The 16,552-nt window shown below is 71.9% G+C and carries 17 protein-coding genes and 1 pseudogene; 13 read left to right on the top strand and 5 right to left on the bottom strand.

Features of this window, described 5'->3' with window-relative positions; all coding sequences use genetic code 11:
• Positions 1-5 precede the first annotated feature (5 nt).
• The 5 genes and pseudogenes from pucL (at position 6) to pucD (ending at position 5,682) form a co-directional block, all read left to right on the top strand.
• On the top strand, positions 6-857 hold the full coding sequence (gene pucL, locus Pflav_RS23985) for a factor-independent urate hydroxylase (RefSeq protein ID WP_173038375.1): 852 nt from the start codon (positions 6-8) through the stop codon (positions 855-857).
• Positions 857-1,705: an FAD binding domain-containing protein gene (locus Pflav_RS23980; protein WP_173038374.1), complete on the top strand. Its 849-nt coding sequence runs from the start codon at positions 857-859 to the stop codon at positions 1,703-1,705. The genes pucL and Pflav_RS23980 overlap by 1 nt, the downstream gene beginning before the upstream one ends.
• A complete protein-coding gene (locus tag Pflav_RS23975) occupies positions 1,702-2,145 on the top strand; it encodes a (2Fe-2S)-binding protein (RefSeq protein ID WP_173038373.1) in 444 nt (147 codons plus the stop codon). The genes Pflav_RS23980 and Pflav_RS23975 overlap by 4 nt, the downstream gene beginning before the upstream one ends.
• Complete coding sequence (locus tag Pflav_RS23970) at positions 2,142-3,476, top strand: 8-oxoguanine deaminase (RefSeq protein ID WP_173038372.1); 1,335 nt, start codon at positions 2,142-2,144, stop codon at positions 3,474-3,476. The genes Pflav_RS23975 and Pflav_RS23970 overlap by 4 nt, the downstream gene beginning before the upstream one ends.
• Positions 3,473-5,682: pseudogene (gene pucD / locus Pflav_RS23965) on the top strand (xanthine dehydrogenase subunit D). The gene Pflav_RS23970 and the pseudogene pucD overlap by 4 nt, the downstream one beginning before the upstream one ends.
• Before the next feature lie 13 nt (positions 5,683-5,695).
• Here pucD and Pflav_RS23960 read toward each other — a convergent pair.
• The 5 genes from Pflav_RS23960 to Pflav_RS23940 all read right to left on the bottom strand — a co-directional run bounded on the left by Pflav_RS23960 (position 5,696) and on the right by Pflav_RS23940 (position 7,556).
• Positions 5,696-6,031 (bottom strand): XRE family transcriptional regulator, encoded by a 336-nt coding sequence (locus tag Pflav_RS23960; RefSeq protein WP_173038371.1) that lies wholly within the window; start codon positions 6,029-6,031, stop codon positions 5,696-5,698.
• Positions 6,028-6,405, bottom strand: coding sequence for a type II toxin-antitoxin system RelE/ParE family toxin (locus tag Pflav_RS23955; RefSeq protein WP_197938721.1), 378 nt, complete (start codon positions 6,403-6,405; stop codon positions 6,028-6,030). Before Pflav_RS23955 ends, Pflav_RS23960 begins: the two co-directional genes overlap by 4 nt.
• Positions 6,406-6,986: 581 nt before the next feature.
• Positions 6,987-7,127 carry a hypothetical protein gene (locus Pflav_RS23950; protein ID WP_173038369.1) on the bottom strand — a complete coding sequence of 47 codons (141 nt, stop codon included), beginning with the start codon at positions 7,125-7,127 and terminating at the stop codon, positions 6,987-6,989.
• A 33-nt stretch (positions 7,128-7,160) separates the two neighbouring features.
• Positions 7,161-7,316 (bottom strand): hypothetical protein, encoded by a 156-nt coding sequence (locus tag Pflav_RS23945; protein ID WP_173038368.1) that lies wholly within the window; start codon positions 7,314-7,316, stop codon positions 7,161-7,163.
• A gap of 15 nt (positions 7,317-7,331) precedes the next feature.
• The gene (locus Pflav_RS23940) at positions 7,332-7,556 is read right to left on the bottom strand and encodes a hypothetical protein (RefSeq protein ID WP_173038367.1); all 225 of its coding nucleotides are present in this window, start codon (positions 7,554-7,556) and stop codon (positions 7,332-7,334) included.
• Between the two features lie 75 nt (positions 7,557-7,631).
• Between Pflav_RS23940 and Pflav_RS23935 the strand changes: the two genes are divergently transcribed.
• The 8 genes from Pflav_RS23935 to manD are packed head-to-tail and all read left to right on the top strand — an operon-like array spanning position 7,632 to position 16,533.
• The gene (locus Pflav_RS23935) at positions 7,632-8,774 is read left to right on the top strand and encodes a hypothetical protein (RefSeq protein ID WP_173038366.1); all 1,143 of its coding nucleotides are present in this window, start codon (positions 7,632-7,634) and stop codon (positions 8,772-8,774) included.
• An 11-nt stretch (positions 8,775-8,785) separates the two neighbouring features.
• A complete protein-coding gene (locus Pflav_RS23930; RefSeq protein WP_332107793.1) occupies positions 8,786-10,318 on the top strand; it encodes an NADH-quinone oxidoreductase subunit NuoF family protein in 1,533 nt (510 codons plus the stop codon).
• Positions 10,319-10,327: 9 nt separating this feature from the next.
• The gene (gene aceB / locus Pflav_RS23925; protein ID WP_173038365.1) at positions 10,328-11,857 is read left to right on the top strand and encodes a malate synthase A; all 1,530 of its coding nucleotides are present in this window, start codon (positions 10,328-10,330) and stop codon (positions 11,855-11,857) included.
• Positions 11,858-13,006, top strand: a complete 1,149-nt coding sequence (locus Pflav_RS43885) for a DUF6986 family protein (protein WP_197938720.1) — start codon at positions 11,858-11,860, stop codon at positions 13,004-13,006.
• A complete protein-coding gene (gene allB / locus Pflav_RS23920; protein ID WP_197938719.1) occupies positions 13,003-14,295 on the top strand; it encodes an allantoinase AllB in 1,293 nt (430 codons plus the stop codon). Before Pflav_RS43885 ends, allB begins: the two co-directional genes overlap by 4 nt.
• A complete protein-coding gene (locus Pflav_RS46125; protein ID WP_232071824.1) occupies positions 14,292-14,891 on the top strand; it encodes a hypothetical protein in 600 nt (199 codons plus the stop codon). Before allB ends, Pflav_RS46125 begins: the two co-directional genes overlap by 4 nt.
• Positions 14,864-15,328 (top strand): hypothetical protein, encoded by a 465-nt coding sequence (locus Pflav_RS46120; protein WP_232071822.1) that lies wholly within the window; start codon positions 14,864-14,866, stop codon positions 15,326-15,328. The genes Pflav_RS46125 and Pflav_RS46120 overlap by 28 nt, the downstream gene beginning before the upstream one ends.
• Positions 15,325-16,533 (top strand): D-mannonate dehydratase ManD, encoded by a 1,209-nt coding sequence (manD, locus tag Pflav_RS23910; protein ID WP_173038363.1) that lies wholly within the window; start codon positions 15,325-15,327, stop codon positions 16,531-16,533. Before Pflav_RS46120 ends, manD begins: the two co-directional genes overlap by 4 nt.
• Positions 16,534-16,552 lie beyond the last annotated feature (19 nt).

Here is a 16,552-nt window from a genome sequence, read left to right as displayed (position 1 = left end):
CGCAAATGGGGATCGTGCTGGGGCCCAACCGGTACGGCAAGGCGGAGACCCGAGTCGTCCGAGTAGTGCGCGACGGTGAGCGGCACGAGCTGCGCGACCTCAACGTGAGCGTCGCGCTCTCCGGCGACCTCGATGCCACTCACCTGTCCGGTGACAACGCCGGCGTGCTCCCCACCGATACCCAGAAGAACACGGTGTACGCGTTCGCCAAGGAGTACGGCGTCGACCAGCCGGAAGACTTCGGTCTGCGGCTGGCCCGCCACTTCGTCGCGACGCAGCCGACCATCCACGGTGCCCGCGTCCACATCGAACAGTACGGGTGGCGCCGCCTCGGCCCGCACTCGTTCCAGCGCGACGGCGCCGAGACGCGCACCGCGACCGTCACTGTGGACGGTGCCGGCGAGTGGGTGGTGGCCGGCCTCGCCGACCTGGTGCTGCTGAACTCGACCGACTCGGAGTTCTGGGGGTATGTGAAGGACCCGTACACGACGCTGCCGGAGACCAAGGAGCGCGTGCTGGCGACCGCGGTGTCGGCCCGATGGCGCTACTCGGACGCGACCGACTGGGCCGCCTCGTACGAGGCGGCGCGGGCGGCGCTCGTGGCGGCGTTCGTCGAGACGTACAGCTTCTCGCTCCAGCAGACGCTCTACGCGATGGGCCGGCGGGTGCTGGAGGAGCGCCCCGAGGTGGCCGAGGTGCGGCTGGCGCTGCCCAACAAGCACCACCTGCTGGTCGACCTGTCACCGTTCGAGCTGGACAACCCCAACGAGGTGTTCGTGGCGGCGGACCGTCCGTACGGGCTGATCGAAGGCGCGGTCCTGCGCTCGGACGCACCCTCGTACGACGGGGCGTTCTGATGGACTTCCTCCAACCGTCCACATGGGATGAGGCGCTGGCCGCGAAGGCCGCGCACCCCGACGCCGTGCCGATCGCGGGCGGTACCGACGTGATGGTGGAGCTCAACTTCGACCGCCGCCGCCCGCCCGCGCTCCTCGACCTCTCCCGCGTCGCACCGCTCACGGAGTGGGGCACGGACGGCGACATGCTGCGGGTGGGTGCCGGTGTGCCGTACCGGCGGATCATCGAAGAGCTCGGCGGCCGGCTGCCCGGACTGGCGATGGCGGCCCGCACGGTCGGCTCGCCGCAGATCCGCAACCGGGGCACGGTGGGCGGCAACCTCGGCTCGGCCTCACCCGCCGGCGACGCCCATCCGCCACTGCTGGCCGCCCGCGCCGAGGTCGAGCTGGCATCGGTACGCGGCGTGCGGCGTGTGCCGGTCGAGTCGTTCTTCACCGGCCCGAAGCGGAGCGTGCTGGCGCCGGACGAGCTGATCGCGGCGTTCCGGGTGCGTACCGCCCGGGCCGGCGAGCAGTTCGCCAAGATCGGCACGCGCAACGCGATGGTGATCGCGGTGTGCTCGTTCGCGCTGGCCTTGGACCCGGTCCGGCGGACGGTCGGCACCGGCATCGGCTCGGCGGCGCCGACCCCCGTACGCGCGACGGCGGCCGAAGCGTTCCTGGTCGCGGAGCTGGACTGGGACTCGCGCGGCGCGGTGCCGCCCGGCGTGGCCGCCGAGTTCGGGCGCCTTGTGGCGGCGGCCGCGGCCCCGATCGACGACGTACGCGGCACCGCGGCCTACCGGCGGCACGCGCTGTCGGTGCTCGCCCGCCGCGCGCTCGTTTGGGCCTGGGAGGGACTGCGATGAGAGTGAACTGCACGGTCAACGGCGAGAAGCGCCAGGCCGACGACGTGTGGCCGGGCGAGAGCCTGCTGTATGTGCTCCGCGAGCGGCTCGGCCTGCCCGGCTCGAAGAACGCCTGCGAGCAGGGTGAGTGCGGCTCGTGCACGGTGTACCTCGACGGCACGCCGGTCTGTTCGTGCCTCGTCGCCGCTGGCCAGGCCGAGGGGCGGGACGTGGTGACGGTGGAAGGGCTGGAGTTCGGGCGGGTGCAGGAGGCGTTCCTCTCGACCGGCGCGGTCCAGTGTGGATTCTGCACGCCGGGACTCGTGGTGGCGGTGCACGACCTGCTGGCGCGCAACGAGAGACCCAGTGACCCGGACATCCGCGAAGCCTTGGCGGGCAACCTGTGCCGGTGTACGGGGTACGAGAAGATCCTCGATGCCGTGCGGCTGGCGGCCCGATGATCGTCATCGAGGGGTGCGCGGTCGCGACGGTGGACGTCGACGGCACCGAGTACACCAGCGGGCACGTCGCCGTCGAGGGGGACCGCATCGTCGCGGTCGGCGCCGGGCGCTACCCCGGGGAGGGGGAGCGGGTCGACGGCACCGGCTGCCTCGCCACTCCCGGGCTTGTCAACACCCACCACCACCTGTACCAGTGGGCCACGCGCGGCCTCGCCCAGCAGGAAAACCTCTTCGGCTGGCTGACCGAGCTGTACCCGATCTGGGCCCGCCTCGACGACGAGGTGGTGGCCGCGACGACCGCGGCCGGGCTCGGGTGGCTGGCGCTGTCCGGGTGCACGACAAGCACCGACCACCACTACGTTTACCCCTCCGGCGTGGGCGACCTCATGGCGGCGCAGGTGGCCGCGGCGGGTGAGATCGGGCTGCGCTTCCACCCGTGCCGCGGCTCGATGGACCTCGGCCGCTCCTCGGGCGGGCTGCCGCCGGACGAGGTCGTGGAGGACACCGAGGCCGCGCTCGTCGCCACCGAGGAGGCGATCGACCGCTTTCACGACCCGTTGCCGGGCGCGATGGTACGGATCGCGGTGGCGCCCTGCTCGCCGTTCTCGGTCACCGGAAAGCTGATGAGCGAGGCAGCCGCGCTGGCCCGCCGCCGGGGCGTACGGCTGCACACCCACCTCGCGGAGACGGCGGAAGAGGACGAGTACTGCCGGGAGAAGTTCGGCTGCACCCCGGTCGAGTACGCGGAGCGGCTCGGCTGGCTCGGCGACGACGTGTGGCTGGCGCACGCGGTACACCTCGACGCGGGCGCGGTGGCGAAGTTCGGCGCCACGGGTACCGGGGTCGCGCACTGCCCCAGCTCCAACGCTCGGCTGGGCGCGGGGGTGGCGCCCGTACCGGACCTGCTGGCCGCCGGCGCCCCGGTCGGCCTCGGCGTCGACGGCGCGGCGTCGCAGGAGGGCGGGCAGCTGGGGGCTGAGCTGCGCATGGCGCTGTACGCGGCGCGGCTGCGCGGCGGCCCCGAGGCGCTCACCGCCCGGCAGGCCCTGTCGCTCGGCACGATGGGCGGGGCGCGGTGCCTGGGGCGGGCCGGTGAGCTGGGCTCGCTGGAGCCTGGCAAGCTCGCCGACGTGGCGCTGTGGCGGATCGACGACCTCGGCCACGCCGGCATCGACGATCCGGTGGCCGCGCTGGTGTTCGGCCCGCCGGCCACTGTGGAGCTGTTGCTGGTTGGCGGGCGGCCGGTGGTGGAGCGGGGCGAGCTGCGCACCGCCGACGCGAGGGACCTGGCCCGCCGTAGCATCCGCGCACACGAAAGGCTCGTGAGATGACCACTGTGGACCAGGCGGTGCGGGACGGGATCGGCACCAGCCCGCGCCGCCCGGACGGGACGCTGAAGGTGAAGGGGGAGTTCGCGTTCTCCTCCGACCTCTGGCACGAGGACATGTTGTGGGGTGCGACGCTGCGCAGCCCGTACCCCCGTGCCAGGATCCGCGGCATCGACCTGACCGCGGCGCTCGCGCTGCCGGGGGTCTATGCCGTCCTGACGCACGAGGACGTGCGGGGCGCCAAGCGGTACGGCCTGGAGATCGCCGACCAGCCCGTGCTCGCGATGGGTGAGGTGCGCTACCAGGGTGAGCCGGTCGCGATCGTGGCGGCCGACCACCCGGAGACCGCGCGCCGGGCGGCCGGCCACATCGCGGTCGACTACTTCGAGCTGCCACCGGTCACCGACCCGGAAGAGGGCGAGCTGCTGCGCCGCGTACCGGTGCGCACCGGCGACCCACACGCGACGGCCGACGTGGTGGTCACCGGCGAGTACGAGGTCGGCATGCAGGACCAGGCGTTCCTCGGCCCGGAGTCGGGGCTCGCGGTGCCGGCCGAGGACGGCGGCGTCGAACTGTACGTCGCGACGCAGTGGCTGCACGTCGACCAGAAACAGGTCGCGGCCTGCCTCGGGCTGCCCGCCGAGAAGGTGCGGCTCAGCCTGTCCGGGGTGGGTGGCGCGTTCGGTGCCCGCGAGGACCTCTCGATGCAGGTGCACGCCAGCATGCTTGCGCTGCACACGCGGCGCCCGGTCAAGATGGTGTACGGCCGCGAGGAGTCGTTCTACGGCCACGTGCACCGGCATCCGGCCAAGCTGCGGTACGAGCACGGCGCCACGAGCGGGGGCGACCTTGTGTACGTGCGGGCGCGGATCGTGCTCGACGGCGGCGCCTACGCCTCAAGCTCCACAGCGGTGGCGGCCAACGCGGCCACGCTGGGCATCGGCCCCTACGAGGTGCCCAATGTGGACATGGAAGCGAGCGTGTACTACACGAACAACCCGCCGTGCGGCGCGATGCGGGGGTTCGGGGCGGTGCAGGCCTGCTTCGCGTACGAGTCGCAGATGGACAAGCTGGCCGCCGCGCTCGGCATGAGCCCGGTCGAGGTGCGCATCCGCAACGCGATGACGGCCGGCTCGCGGATGCCCACCGGCCAGGTCGTGGAGGGCCCGGCACCGGTCGCCTCGCTGCTCGCTCGGGTCCGCGCCCGCCCCGCGCCACCACCGTCCACCCTGGACCTGCGTGAGCTGCCCGGCGGTGTTGCCAACACTACCCACGGTGAAGGCGTGGTGCGCGGCGTCGGGTACGCGATCGGCATCAAGAACGTCGCCTTCTCCGAGGGCTTCGACGACTACTCCACGGCCCGCGTGCGCCTGGAGCTGATCGGCGGCGAGCCGGCGGTACTTGTCCACACCGCGGCCGCCGAGGTGGGGCAGGGCGTGGTGACGGTGCAGGCGCAGATCGCCCGTACCGAGCTCGGCGTCGAGCGGGTGACGGTCGCTACCGCGGACACCACCGTGGGGAGCGCCGGCTCCTCGTCCGCCTCCCGCCAGACGTACATGACCGGCGGCGCGGTGCGGGCCGCCTGCCAGGCAGTACGGGCCACGCTGCTGGCTCGCGTGGGCGGCGCCGGCATCGTGGGCGGCAAGGTGGTCAACGCCGCCGGCCTGGTGGTCGCCGACCTGGCCGAGGCGATCGGCGACGAGCCGATCGAGGAGACGGTGGAGTGGCGGCACCGCCCGACGTACCCGATCGACCCGGAGACCGGGCAGGGCAACGCGCACGTGCAGTACGCCTTCGCGGCCCACCGGGCCACCGTGGACGTCGACGTCGAGCTGGGCTTGGTCAAGGTGGTGGAGATCGCCACCGCGCAGGACGTGGGCAAGGCGGTCAACCCGCTCGCCGTCGAAGGCCAGATCCAGGGGGTACGGCACAGGGGCTGGGGCTGGCACTGATGGAGGAGATCCAGGTCGTGAACGGGGTGGTCCGCAACCCGTCCTTCACCGACTACCTGATCCCCACGATCCTCGACATACCCCCGATGACCGTGGACGTGCTGGAGCTGGCCGACCCCCACGCCCCGTACGGCCTGCGCGGCGTGGGCGAACCCCCGACGATCTCGTCCACCCCCGCGATCGTCTCCGCCGTACGAGCCGCTACCGGCAAAGCCCTCCGCCGCGTCCCCATCCGCCCCGAACACATCACCACCTGACACGGCCAGCGGGTCAGGCGACGACGTAGCTGTGATCGTCGAACTCGGCGGTGACCTTCAGATGGCCACCCAGTGCCTCCACGTATGCACGCAGCACTGAGACAGATACGACATCGAGCCGGCCGCGTTCGACGTCGGACACGCGCGGCCCGGACACACCCATTGTCTCGGCGACCTCGCGCTGTGTAAGTGAGCGGTTGCGTCGGACCTCGGCCAGTCGCCAGGCGTGGATCTCGTCGTCGATACGTCGCTGGCCGGCCGCTCGCTCGGCGTCTGAGCGCACGGGATGGCCCGCCGCGCGCCGGGTCTGCTCGGCGCGCCGCTTGGCATCGTCCCAATTGACGGTCATCGGTATTCCCTCGTTTCGAGCTCGGCCAGGTGTGCGTCGTAGCGGTCGTCTGCCAGCGGGATGGCGGTGTCGTACCACCCCTGCCAGTTGCCTGACTTGTCCCCGGCGACGAGCAGAAGCGCGCGGCGCACCGGGTCGAAGGCGAACAAGATCCGAACTTCGCTGGCGCCGGTCGAACCCGGCCGCAGTTCCTTCATATTGTGGTGCCGGGAGCTCTTGATCCGGTCGACGAGTGGACGGCCGAGTGTTGGCCCGTCGGCCGCGAGCCGGTCGACGGCGTCTTCGACCAGGTCAGCGGACTTCGGGTCATTCTTGGTCAGGTCATCGAACCACTCGGCGACGTCGTCAACCAGGAGGATCTGCCAGCCCTGCACGCGACCTAGCTTAACGCAGGGGTTAAGTTGGTGCCAGAGCGACTAGGGGCTCAAAGGAGGGTCGGTCGTGTACCAGCGGTTTCGGACCGCAGCGCCCGGTTAGCGCCCCCTTATGCGTCCCTTAAGACACGCAGGACTTCCAAACTCGGTTCAACCAAGTTCGCCCCCGGTACGTACACGTGGGACGGAGACGTCTGTGCGAGGCGAGGGAGCCCCCGATGCAGTGAGCACGATCGAACCGGGTGAAGGGCAAGTCACTAGGTTGCGGAAGGTCGGTAAGTCTTGCTGAAGCGGAAGTACGAAGAGCGCTCCGTGGAACGCGACGAGGACACAGGGACGGTGGAGACGACAAGTAGCACGACCGGCGCAAAGCGGAAGCTTCCGCGGCTCCCGCTGCTCGGTGGTGTCGTCTTCCTCGCCCTGGCGATGTGGGCCGCGAGCACCACGTTCGGAGGCGCGCTGGCCTCCGTCTACGTGTTCGCGTTCCTCAACTTCTTCGCCGGCGTGGTCACGCTGGTCTCGCTCTCGCTCACGGTCATGTGTGGCCTGGTCGCCACGGACCGCTTCTTCCTGAAGATCGGTCATCGGGTCTTCTTCCAGGGCCTGCACCGCGCGACGGCGATCATCGCGATGGTCTTCCTCGGGCTGCATATCGCGATGAAGGTGCTGTCCGGGTCGGCGACGCTGATCGACCCGGTCGTGCCGTTCACCAACACGCTCAACCCGGTCTACATCGGGCTCGGCACGGTCGCCAGCTACCTGATGGTCACCACCTTCTGGACTGGCCTGATCCGGGCGCGCTTCGCCGGCAGCGGCAAGCCGTGGATGTGGCGCACGCTGCACGCCAGCTCGTACGTCGCCTGGCCGGCCGCGCTCGGCCACGGGCTCAACGCCGGCCGGCCGGCCGCCACCTGGGTGGTGCTGAGCTACGCCGCCTGCCTGGTCGGTGTGCTGATCGCGCTGCTGGTCCGGGTGTACGTCAGCCTCGGTCGCCGGACCACCGGCAAGACCGGGCCGTCCGCGGTCGGCGTCAACGTGGAGACCGCGATCATCCCGCGGGTCACCGACGGCGGGTTCCGCCCTGAGGGGCTGATGACCTCGACCCGCGAGCAGCGCGCCATCCGCGACGAGGAGCTGGAAAACACCGCCACCCGGATGATGACCACCGCCCGCCCGCCCGCGAGCGGGAAGAGAGCGAGCGGCAGGAAACCCGCGTCGGGTACGCGATGCCGGTTGCGACGGCCGAGCCGCGCGGCCCCCGCGAAGAGGAGCGGACGCCGGACGAGCTCGTATCGCCGGGCGAGCGGCGTGCGTCCCGTTCGGAGCGTCCGGAGCGCTCGGATGCCCGGCGCTCGCGGCTGGAGCAGATGGACGAGCGGGCTGAGGAGCGCCGCGTCCTGGAGCGGGCCCCGGCCCGCCGCGATGAGCGGGCCGACGTGGGCGAGCGACTCGACGACCTGCGCCAGCAGGAGCGCCGCGCGTCCCGTTCCGGATCCCGCACCGAGGACAAGCGCAGCGCGACCCAGTGGCGCAAGCGGTCGAAGGGCGGAAAGAAGGACGAGGCCCAGGCCACCGAGCGCGAGTGGTACGAGAGCCTGCGCGGCAACGAGCCGGTCTCCGACTACGGCCCGGCGCCCTCCTCACCGGCACCGCGCGAGGAGCGGGCACCGCGTCAGGAGCGGGTATCGCGTCAGGAGCGCGTGCCGCGCGAGGAGCGGGCGCCACGCGAGGAGCGGGTGCCACGGCAGGAGCGCGAGCGGTACGCCCGTGGCGAGCAGAGCGGTGGCCGGCGCCGGGCCGAGACCCGCGATGAGCGGTGGACCTCGCCCGCCGACGAGCGGTACGCGGACATCGACCCGGTATCGGCGCCGGTCGGTCGTTACGACCAGAGCCGGGAGCCCGTCTCCGGCCCGGCCCCGCGTTACGACCAGAGCCGGGAGCCGGTCTCCGGCCCGGCCCCGCGTTACGACCAGAGCCGCGAGCCGGTCTCGGGTCCGGCGCCGCGCTACGACCAGAGCCGCTACGACGAGCCCCGGTACGAGGATGAGGCGCCCCGGCGGGCCGCGCTCCGCCTGGTGACCGGCGAGGACAAGCCCGGCCGTTCGCGCCGCTCGCGCTCGTCGCGCGGCCAGGAGGAGCCGCGGCAAAGCCGGCGGGACGACGGCCGGCACAGCCTCGGCGAGGACGACGAGGGCCCGATCCGGTACGCGGCCGAGCCGGAGTACGAGCGCGAGCGTCCCGGCCCGTACCCGCCGGTGGTGGACCCGGTGCCCGCGGGCCGGTCACGCAGTGGCCGCCGTGCCGCGGGTGGCGAGGACATGGACAACGGTGCCTACTGGACCCGACCTAGGGAGGGTAGCGGGCGGTGAGTGGTGGAGGGATGGTTCCGGCCGTTGGTCGTGCCGGCCCGGCCCGGCTGACTGCGGGCTTTGAACAGTTCGGGCGGCTGGATCTCTGGGATCACCAGCAGGTCCACGGTGACCTGCGCCCACTGTCGAGCGCGGAGCTGATCTCCCTCGCCGAACAGATCAAGCTCACCGGGCGAGGCGGAGCGGCGTTCCCGTTCGCACGCAAGGTCCGCGCGGTCATCGACTCGGCGATGCGGCAGGAGAAGCCGATCGTGGTGGTCGTGAACGCCACCGAGGGCGAGCCGGCCGCGTGGAAGGACAAGGTGCTGCTCGCCCGCGCGCCGCACCTGATCCTCGACGGTGCCTCGCTCGCCGCGTGGGCGCTCGAAGCGGAGGAGATCGTGATCGGCGTGGAGAAGGACCACGTCGGCCACGAGTCGCTGCGGCAGGCGCTCGCCGAGCGGCGGATGCCGGCGCCGACCCGCATCGTCGGCGTGCCGCACAGGTTCATCTCGGGTGAGGGTGGCGCGCTTGTCCGCGGTATCAACGGCGAGGCGCATATCCCGCCCGGCCGCAAGATCCGGTCCAGCGACTCCGGCGTCGACGGGCTGCCCACGCTGCTGTCCAACGCGGAGACGTACGCCCAGCTCGCGTTCGCGGCGAGCCTCGGGCCGTACGACTACGCCGCGGTCGGTACCGCCAAGGAGCCGGGCACCGTCCTGCTCACCATCACCGCCAACGGCAAGCCGAGCGTGGTGGAGGCGCCGACCGGCGTACCGCTGAAGGAGGTCCTGCGCATGTGCGGGACCAACCCCGGGCAGGGGCTGCTCCTCGGCGGGTACCACGGAAAGTGGATAACCGCGGAGGCCGCCTCGCGGGCGGAGATCTCCCGGGAGAGCCTCACCGAGGTCGGCGGCACGCTCGGCGCGGGCATCATGATCCCGCTGCCCGAGGACACCTGCCCACTCGGCGAGGTGGAGCGGGTCATGCACTACATGGCGGCCGAGTCCGCCGGCCAGTGCGGGCCTTGCCGCCTCGGCCTGCCCGACCTCGCGCGTACCGTCTCCAAGCTGGTCCAGGGCGGCGGCGGCCAGGCCGCCGTGCGCGCGGCGGCCGGCGTGGTGAAGGGGCGCGGCGCGTGCAGCCACCCGGACGGCACGTCGCGCTTCGCGCTCTCCGCGCTGGAGGTCTTCGCCGAGGACATCGCCACCCACGCGTACAGCGAAGGCTGCGGCCGGCCGGTCAAGGGCGTGCTCCCGCTGTCGAGCTCGCCGGAGACCGAGGGTACGACCGGCGGCGTGGGCAAGCTCGTCGTCGACTGGACCCGGTGCGACGGGCATGGGCTCTGCGCCCACCTGGTGCCCGAGCTGATCCGGCTGGACGGCAACGGGTACCCCGCGATCGCCGACACCCCGTCCCGGCCTGGCTGGAGGCGGATGCCCGGCGCGCTGTGGACATGTGCCCGGGCCTCGCGCTCCGGCTCACCGGCATCACGCCAGGTGGCAAGCGCGGCAAGACGAAGGAACCCAAGCGCAGGCCGTCAAAACCGCTCCGCTAGGGGTTAACGTTCTTGAGTGACCGAGATACTCAGTGACGAGGCCCGGGAGTTCGTCGCCGACCTGCATCGGCGGTTTGTGTCCCGCCGCGACGAGCTGATCGCCCGCCGTGCCGAGCGGCGCGCGGAGGTGGCCCGTACCGGGCGGCTCGACTTCCTCCCGGAGACCGCCGAGATCCGCCTCACCGAGTGGCACGTCCCACCCGCCCCGGCCGACCTCACCGACCGGCGCGTCGAGATTACCGGACCGACCGAGCGGAAGATGGCCATCAACGCGCTCAACTCCGGGGCGAAGGTGTGGCTGGCCGACCTGGAGGACGCCAACACCCCGCACTGGTCCAACGTGGTCGGTGGCCAGCAAAACCTCTACGACGCCGTACGCCGGACCATCTCCCTGGACACCGGGGACAAGCACTACGAGCTGGGTGGCGGGCCATACCCGACGATCGTCATGCGCCCGCGCGGGTGGCACCTCGACGAGCGGCACCTGCCCGTCGACGGGCGACCGGCGGTGGCCGCGCTCGTCGACTTCGGACTGTACTTCTTCCACAACGCGCGCGAGCTTGTCGAGCGGGGCAGCGGGCCGTACTTCTACCTGCCCAAGATAGAAAGTCACCTCGAAGCTCGACTGTGGAATGACGTCTTCACGTACGCCCAGGAGGTGCTCGGCATCCCGCAGGGCACGATCCGGGCCACGGTGCTCATCGAGACGATCCCGGCCGCGTTCGAGATGGACGAGATCCTGTGGGAGCTGCGCCCGCACGCGGCCGGGCTCAACGCCGGCCGGTGGGACTACCTCTTCAGCATCATCAAGTACTTCCGGGACGCCGGCCCCGCGTTCGTCCTGCCCGACCGGGCCTCGGTGACGATGACCGCGCCGTTCATGCGGGCGTACACCGAGCTGCTCGTCGCCACCTGCCACCGGCGCGGCGCCTTCGCGATGGGCGGCATGGCGGCCTTCATCCCGAGCCGGCGCGACCCGGCGGTAAACGAGGTGGCGCTCGGCAAGGTGCGCGAGGACAAGGAGCGCGAGGCGGGCGACGGTTTCGACGGCTCGTGGGTGGCCCACCCCGACCTGGTGACGGTGTGCCGCGAGGTCTTCGACGCCGCGCTCGGCGACAAACCCAACCAGGTCGACCGGCTGCGGCCGGACGTCGTGGTCACCGCGGACAGGCTGCTCGACATCGCGGCCACTCCGGGCGCGGTGACCGAGGCGGGGCTGCGCGGCAACGTTTCGGTCGCCCTCCAGTACATCGAGGCGTGGCTGCACGGGAACGGCGCGGTCGCGATCAACAACCTGATGGAGGACGCGGCCACCGCGGAGATCTCGCGGTCGCAGATCTGGCAATGGGCCCACCAGGGGGTACGGCTGGAGGACGGCACCCCCATCACCGCCGAGCTGGTACGGCGGATCGGCGACGAGGAGCTGGCTCGCCTCGGGGACGTTGAGCGGTACAAAGTGGCCCGCGACCTCTTCGAGCGGGTCGCGCTGGCCGACGACTTCGCCGACTTCCTGACCGTGCCGGCCTATGAGCTGATCGAGGTGTAGATGCACCCTGACTCCTTTTTGGACTCCGTCTTCGCCGAGCTGGACGGCCTGCTCGGCGGGGTCGACGCGGCGCTGGCCGAGCGTTACCCGGGTGACGCGGAGGGGCGGCAGCCGGTCCACACGGTGTACGTGCCCGCCGACCGGATGCACCCCGGGCTGCTGGACGAGTGGGGCACCGCGGCGCGGGAGGCGTTGAAGGCACACCCGCCACTGCCGTTCGGCGAGGAGCTGCGCGAGCGGGTGCTGTCCAAACTGGAGCGGGAGCCGATCGAAGACCTGCGGATCGACTTCGAAGACGGGTATGGGATCCGCGACGACGCCACCGAGGACGCCGACGCGGTGGCCGCCGCCGCGGCGCTGCGGGACGGGCCAGTGCCGCCGTTCGTGGGGCTGCGGGTCAAGAGCCTGGAGGCGGCCACCCGTCGGCGCGCGGCCCGCACGCTGGCGGTCTTCCTTTTCTGGTACGGCGGCCTGCCACCCGGCTTCGTCGTGACGCTGCCCAAGGTGAGCGCGGCGGAGCAGGTCGCCGCGATGGTGGTCCTGTGTGGACGGCTTGAGGAGGCGTACGGGCTGGCGGCCGGCGCGCTCCGCTTCGAGGCGCAGGTCGAGACGCCACCCGCGGTGCTCGGCGCGGATGGCCGGGCGACGGTAGCGCAGCTCGTCGGTGCTGCGGCGGGACGGCTCACCGGGCTGCACTACGGCACGTACGACTACAGCGCCAGCCTCGGCATCGCCGCCGTCCAGCAGAGCATGGAGCACCCGGCCGCCGACCACGCCAAGGCGGTCATGCAGGTGGCGGTCGCCGGCACAGGTGTACGCCTCTCCGACGGCTCGACGAACGTACTCCCGGTCGGCGACACCTCAGCGGTGCAAGAGGCATGGGCGTTGCACTCCCGGCTTGTGCGCCGCTCGCTGGAGCGCGGCTTCTACCAGGGCTGGGACCTGCACCCGGCGCAGCTGCCCACCCGCTTCGCGGCGACGTACGGGTTCTTCCGCGACGGTGCCCCGGCAGCCAGGGCGCGCCTGGCCGCCTACCGGGAGCGGCGCGCCGGGGGCATCCTCGACGAGCCGGCGACCGCGCGGGCGCTCGAAGGCTTCCTGGCGCGCGGTGTCCACTGTGGCGCGCTCGACCCATCGGAGGCTTCGTGACGTTCGATCTCGTTGTCCGCTCGCGTCGGGCGGTGCTGCCGGAAGGGGAGCGGCCGGCTGCGGTCTGTATTTCGGACGGTCGCATAGCCGCGATCGAGCCGTACGAGGCAGTCGAGGGTATCGACCTCGGCGACGTGGCACTGCTGCCCGGGCTCGTCGACACCCACGTACACGTCAACGAGCCGGGCCGCACCGAGTGGGAGGGCTTCGCCACCGCCACCCGCGCCGCGGCGGCGGGCGGTGTGACGACCATCGTGGACATGCCGCTCAACTCGCTGCCGCCGACCGTCGACGCCGGCGCGCTGGCGGTCAAGCGGGCCGCGGCGGAGGGCCAGTGCCATGTGGACACCGGCTTCTGGGGCGGCGCGATCCCCGGCAACGCGGGCGAGCTGCCGGCGCTGTACGAGGCCGGCGTCTTCGGCTTCAAGGCGTTCCTCGTCGACTCGGGCGTGCCGGAGTTTCCGCCGCTCTCGCCCGCGCAGCTGAAGGAGGCGCTGTCCGCTGTGGACGCGCTCTTCGTCATCCACGCCGAGGACCCGGCCGCCATCGCCCCGGCGGCCGCCTCGCCGCACTACGCCGACTTCGTCGCGTCCCGCCCACCGAGCGCGGAGACCGGCGCGGTCGGTACCGTCGTGGCGGCGGCCCGCGAGACCGGACGGCGGCTGCACGTGCTGCACCTGTCCGCGGCTTCGGCCCTGCCCTCCACCGTGGACGTCCCCAATGTGACGGTCGAGACGTGCCCGCACTACCTCACGTTGAGCGCCGAGGAGGTGCCGGACGGGGCGACCGAGTTCAAGTGCTGCCCGCCGATCCGGGACGCGGCCAACCGCGACGCGCTCTGGCAAGGGCTGGCGAGCGGCGCCATCGACTGTGTCGTCTCCGACCACTCGCCTTGTACCCCTGAGCTGAAGCGCGCTGACACCGGCGACTTCGCGGCCGCCTGGGGTGGTATCGCGTCGCTCCAGCTTGGCCTGCCCGTGGTCTGGACCCAGGCCGCCGCCCGCGGCTTCGGCCTGGCCGACGTGGTGCGCTGGATGGCCGCGCGCCCGGCCGAGATCGCCGGCCTGACCCGCAAGGGGCGGATCGCCGTGGGGTACGACGCCGACCTTGTCGCCTTTGAGCCGGACGCCGCCTTCGTGGTGGACGCGGAACGGTTGCGGCACCGCCACCCGGTGACGCCGTACCACGGCCGCGCATTGCTGGGAAAGGTCCAAACCACCTGGCTGCGCGGCTCCGTTGTGGACGGTGTGAGCCCGCGTGGCCGTCTGTTGACCCGAGGTGCGGCGTGAGCTGGCGGCTGCTGCCCGACCTCGCGGCCCGATCGCTGGGCGGCGGTGTCCCGTACGTCTCGGACGAGCTCTTCGCGGCCGGCGACAACCTGGTGACCGACGCGCCGCCGAGCTTCGAGGCGCGCACCTTCGGGCCGAAGGGCCAGGTCTACGACGGCTGGGAGACCCGCCGGCGCCGCGAGCCAGGGGTTGACCAGGCCATCGTGCGGCTCGGCGCGCCGGGCATCGTGCGCGGCGTCGTGGTGGACACGGCGTTCTTCACCGGCAACTACCCGCCGTACGCCTCGATCGAGGGTGTGGCGGTGGACGGCTACCCGAGCCCGGCCGAGCTGGCGTCCGCGGCCTGGAGCCCGCTCGTGCCGAAGTCGCCGCTCGCCGGGGACACGCGCAACGAGTTCGAAGTGGACGATCCACACCGCTGGACGCACGTACGCCTCAGCATCTACCCGGACGGCGGCGTGGCCCGCCTACGCGTACACGGCGAGGTCGTGCCTGACCCCACCCTGCTCCCGCCGTGCTGGACCTGGCCGCGATGGAGCACGGTGGCCAGGTTGTCGGGTGCAGCAACATGTTCTACGGCCCGCCCCACCGCCTGATCGCGCCCGGCCTGGCCCGCGTGATGGGTGAGGGTTGGGAGACCGCCCGCCGCCGCGACGACGGCAACGACTGGGTGCTGGTCAAGCTGGCCGCGCCGGGTGTCGTACACATCGCCGAGCTGGACACGAGCCACTTCAAGGGCAACGCCCCCGGCGCCGCGAGCCTGCGCGGCGTGGACGCCCGGAGCGCGGACGTGGACGACCCCGCGAGCTGGTTCGACATCTTGCCCCGCACCCGCCTCCAGCCCGACACCCGCCACCGCTTCCCGATCCCACCGGCGCCACAGGCCGCCACCCACGTGCGACTGGACGTCTTCCCGGATGGCGGGATGGCCCGGCTCCGCCTCTACGGCGAGCTGACCGAAGACGCCCGGGTCACGCTGTCCGCCCGCTGGCAAGCCACGACCCGCGCAGTTCAGGAGAGTGACGACGAGTGAGGATTGTGGACGCCCGGGTGATCGTGAGCTGCCCCGGTCGCAACTTCGTCACGTTGAAGCTGGTCACCGACGAGGGCGTGACGGGCGTCGGGGACGGGACCCTCAACGGGCGTGAGCTGGCCGTCGCGAGCTACCTGAGCGAGCACGTCGTCCCGCTGCTGATCGGGCGGGACGCGGCGCGCATCGAGGACACCTGGCAGTACCTCTACAAGGGCGCCTACTGGCGGCGCGGGCCGGTCACGATGAGCGCGATCGCCGCGGTCGACACCGCTTTGTGGGACATCAAGGGCAAGGTGGCCGGCCTTCCCGTCTATCAGCTGCTGGGTGGGCGGTCGCGCGAGGGCGTCACGGTGTACGGGCACGCCAGCGCGGACACAGTGGACGGTGTGCTGGCGCGGGTGGCCGACTTCGTAGGTCGGGGCTACAAGGCGGTACGCGTGCAGGCCGGCATCCCTGGGCTGTCCGATGTGTACGGCGTGCACACCGGCCCGGGACGGTACGAGCCGGCGAACGCGGCCGTCCCCACCGAGGCGGTCTGGTCCACCGAGCGCTACCTCGACCACGTGCCCACGGTGTTCGCGCGGGTGCGGGAGGAGTTCGGGCCGTACCTCAAGCTCCTGCACGACGTACACCACAGGCTCACGCCGATCGAGGCGGCGCGGCTGGGCAAGAGCCTGGAGCCGTACGCGCTGACCTGGATGGAGGATCCGGTCCCGGCCGAGCTTCAGGAAGGGTTCCGGCTGATCCGGCGGCACACCACGACGCCGATCGCGGTGGGCGAGGTTTTCAACAGCATCTGGGACTGCCAGCAGCTGGTGAGCGAGCAGCTCGTCGACTACGTGCGGGCGACCGTGGTACACGCGGGCGGCATAAGCCACCTGCGGCGCATCTTCGACTACGCGGCGCTCTACCACGTGCGCAGCGGCTCGCACGGCGCCACCGACCTGTCGCCGGTCTGCCTCGCGGCGGCGCTGCACCTCGACATCAGCATCCCCAACTTCGGGCTCCAGGAGTACATGCCGCACGGGGATGTGACCGACGAGGTCTTCCCGCACACGTACCGCTTCGAGGACGGCTACCTGCACCCATCCGAGGAGCCGGGGCTCGGCGTGGACATCGACGAGGACCTGGCGGCGCGGTACCCGTACAAGCCGGCGGCCCTGCCTGTGAACCGCCTCGAGGACGGCACCCTGCACAGCTGGTGATGTCAAGTATGCTTGACAT

It is taken from the genome of Phytohabitans flavus (genome assembly GCF_011764545.1).
In the GTDB taxonomy this organism is placed as follows: Bacteria; Actinomycetota; Actinomycetes; order Mycobacteriales; family Micromonosporaceae; genus Phytohabitans; species Phytohabitans flavus.
The sequence above is the reverse complement of the archived record's forward strand: the minus strand, read 5'-3'. Positions and strand labels throughout refer to the sequence as shown.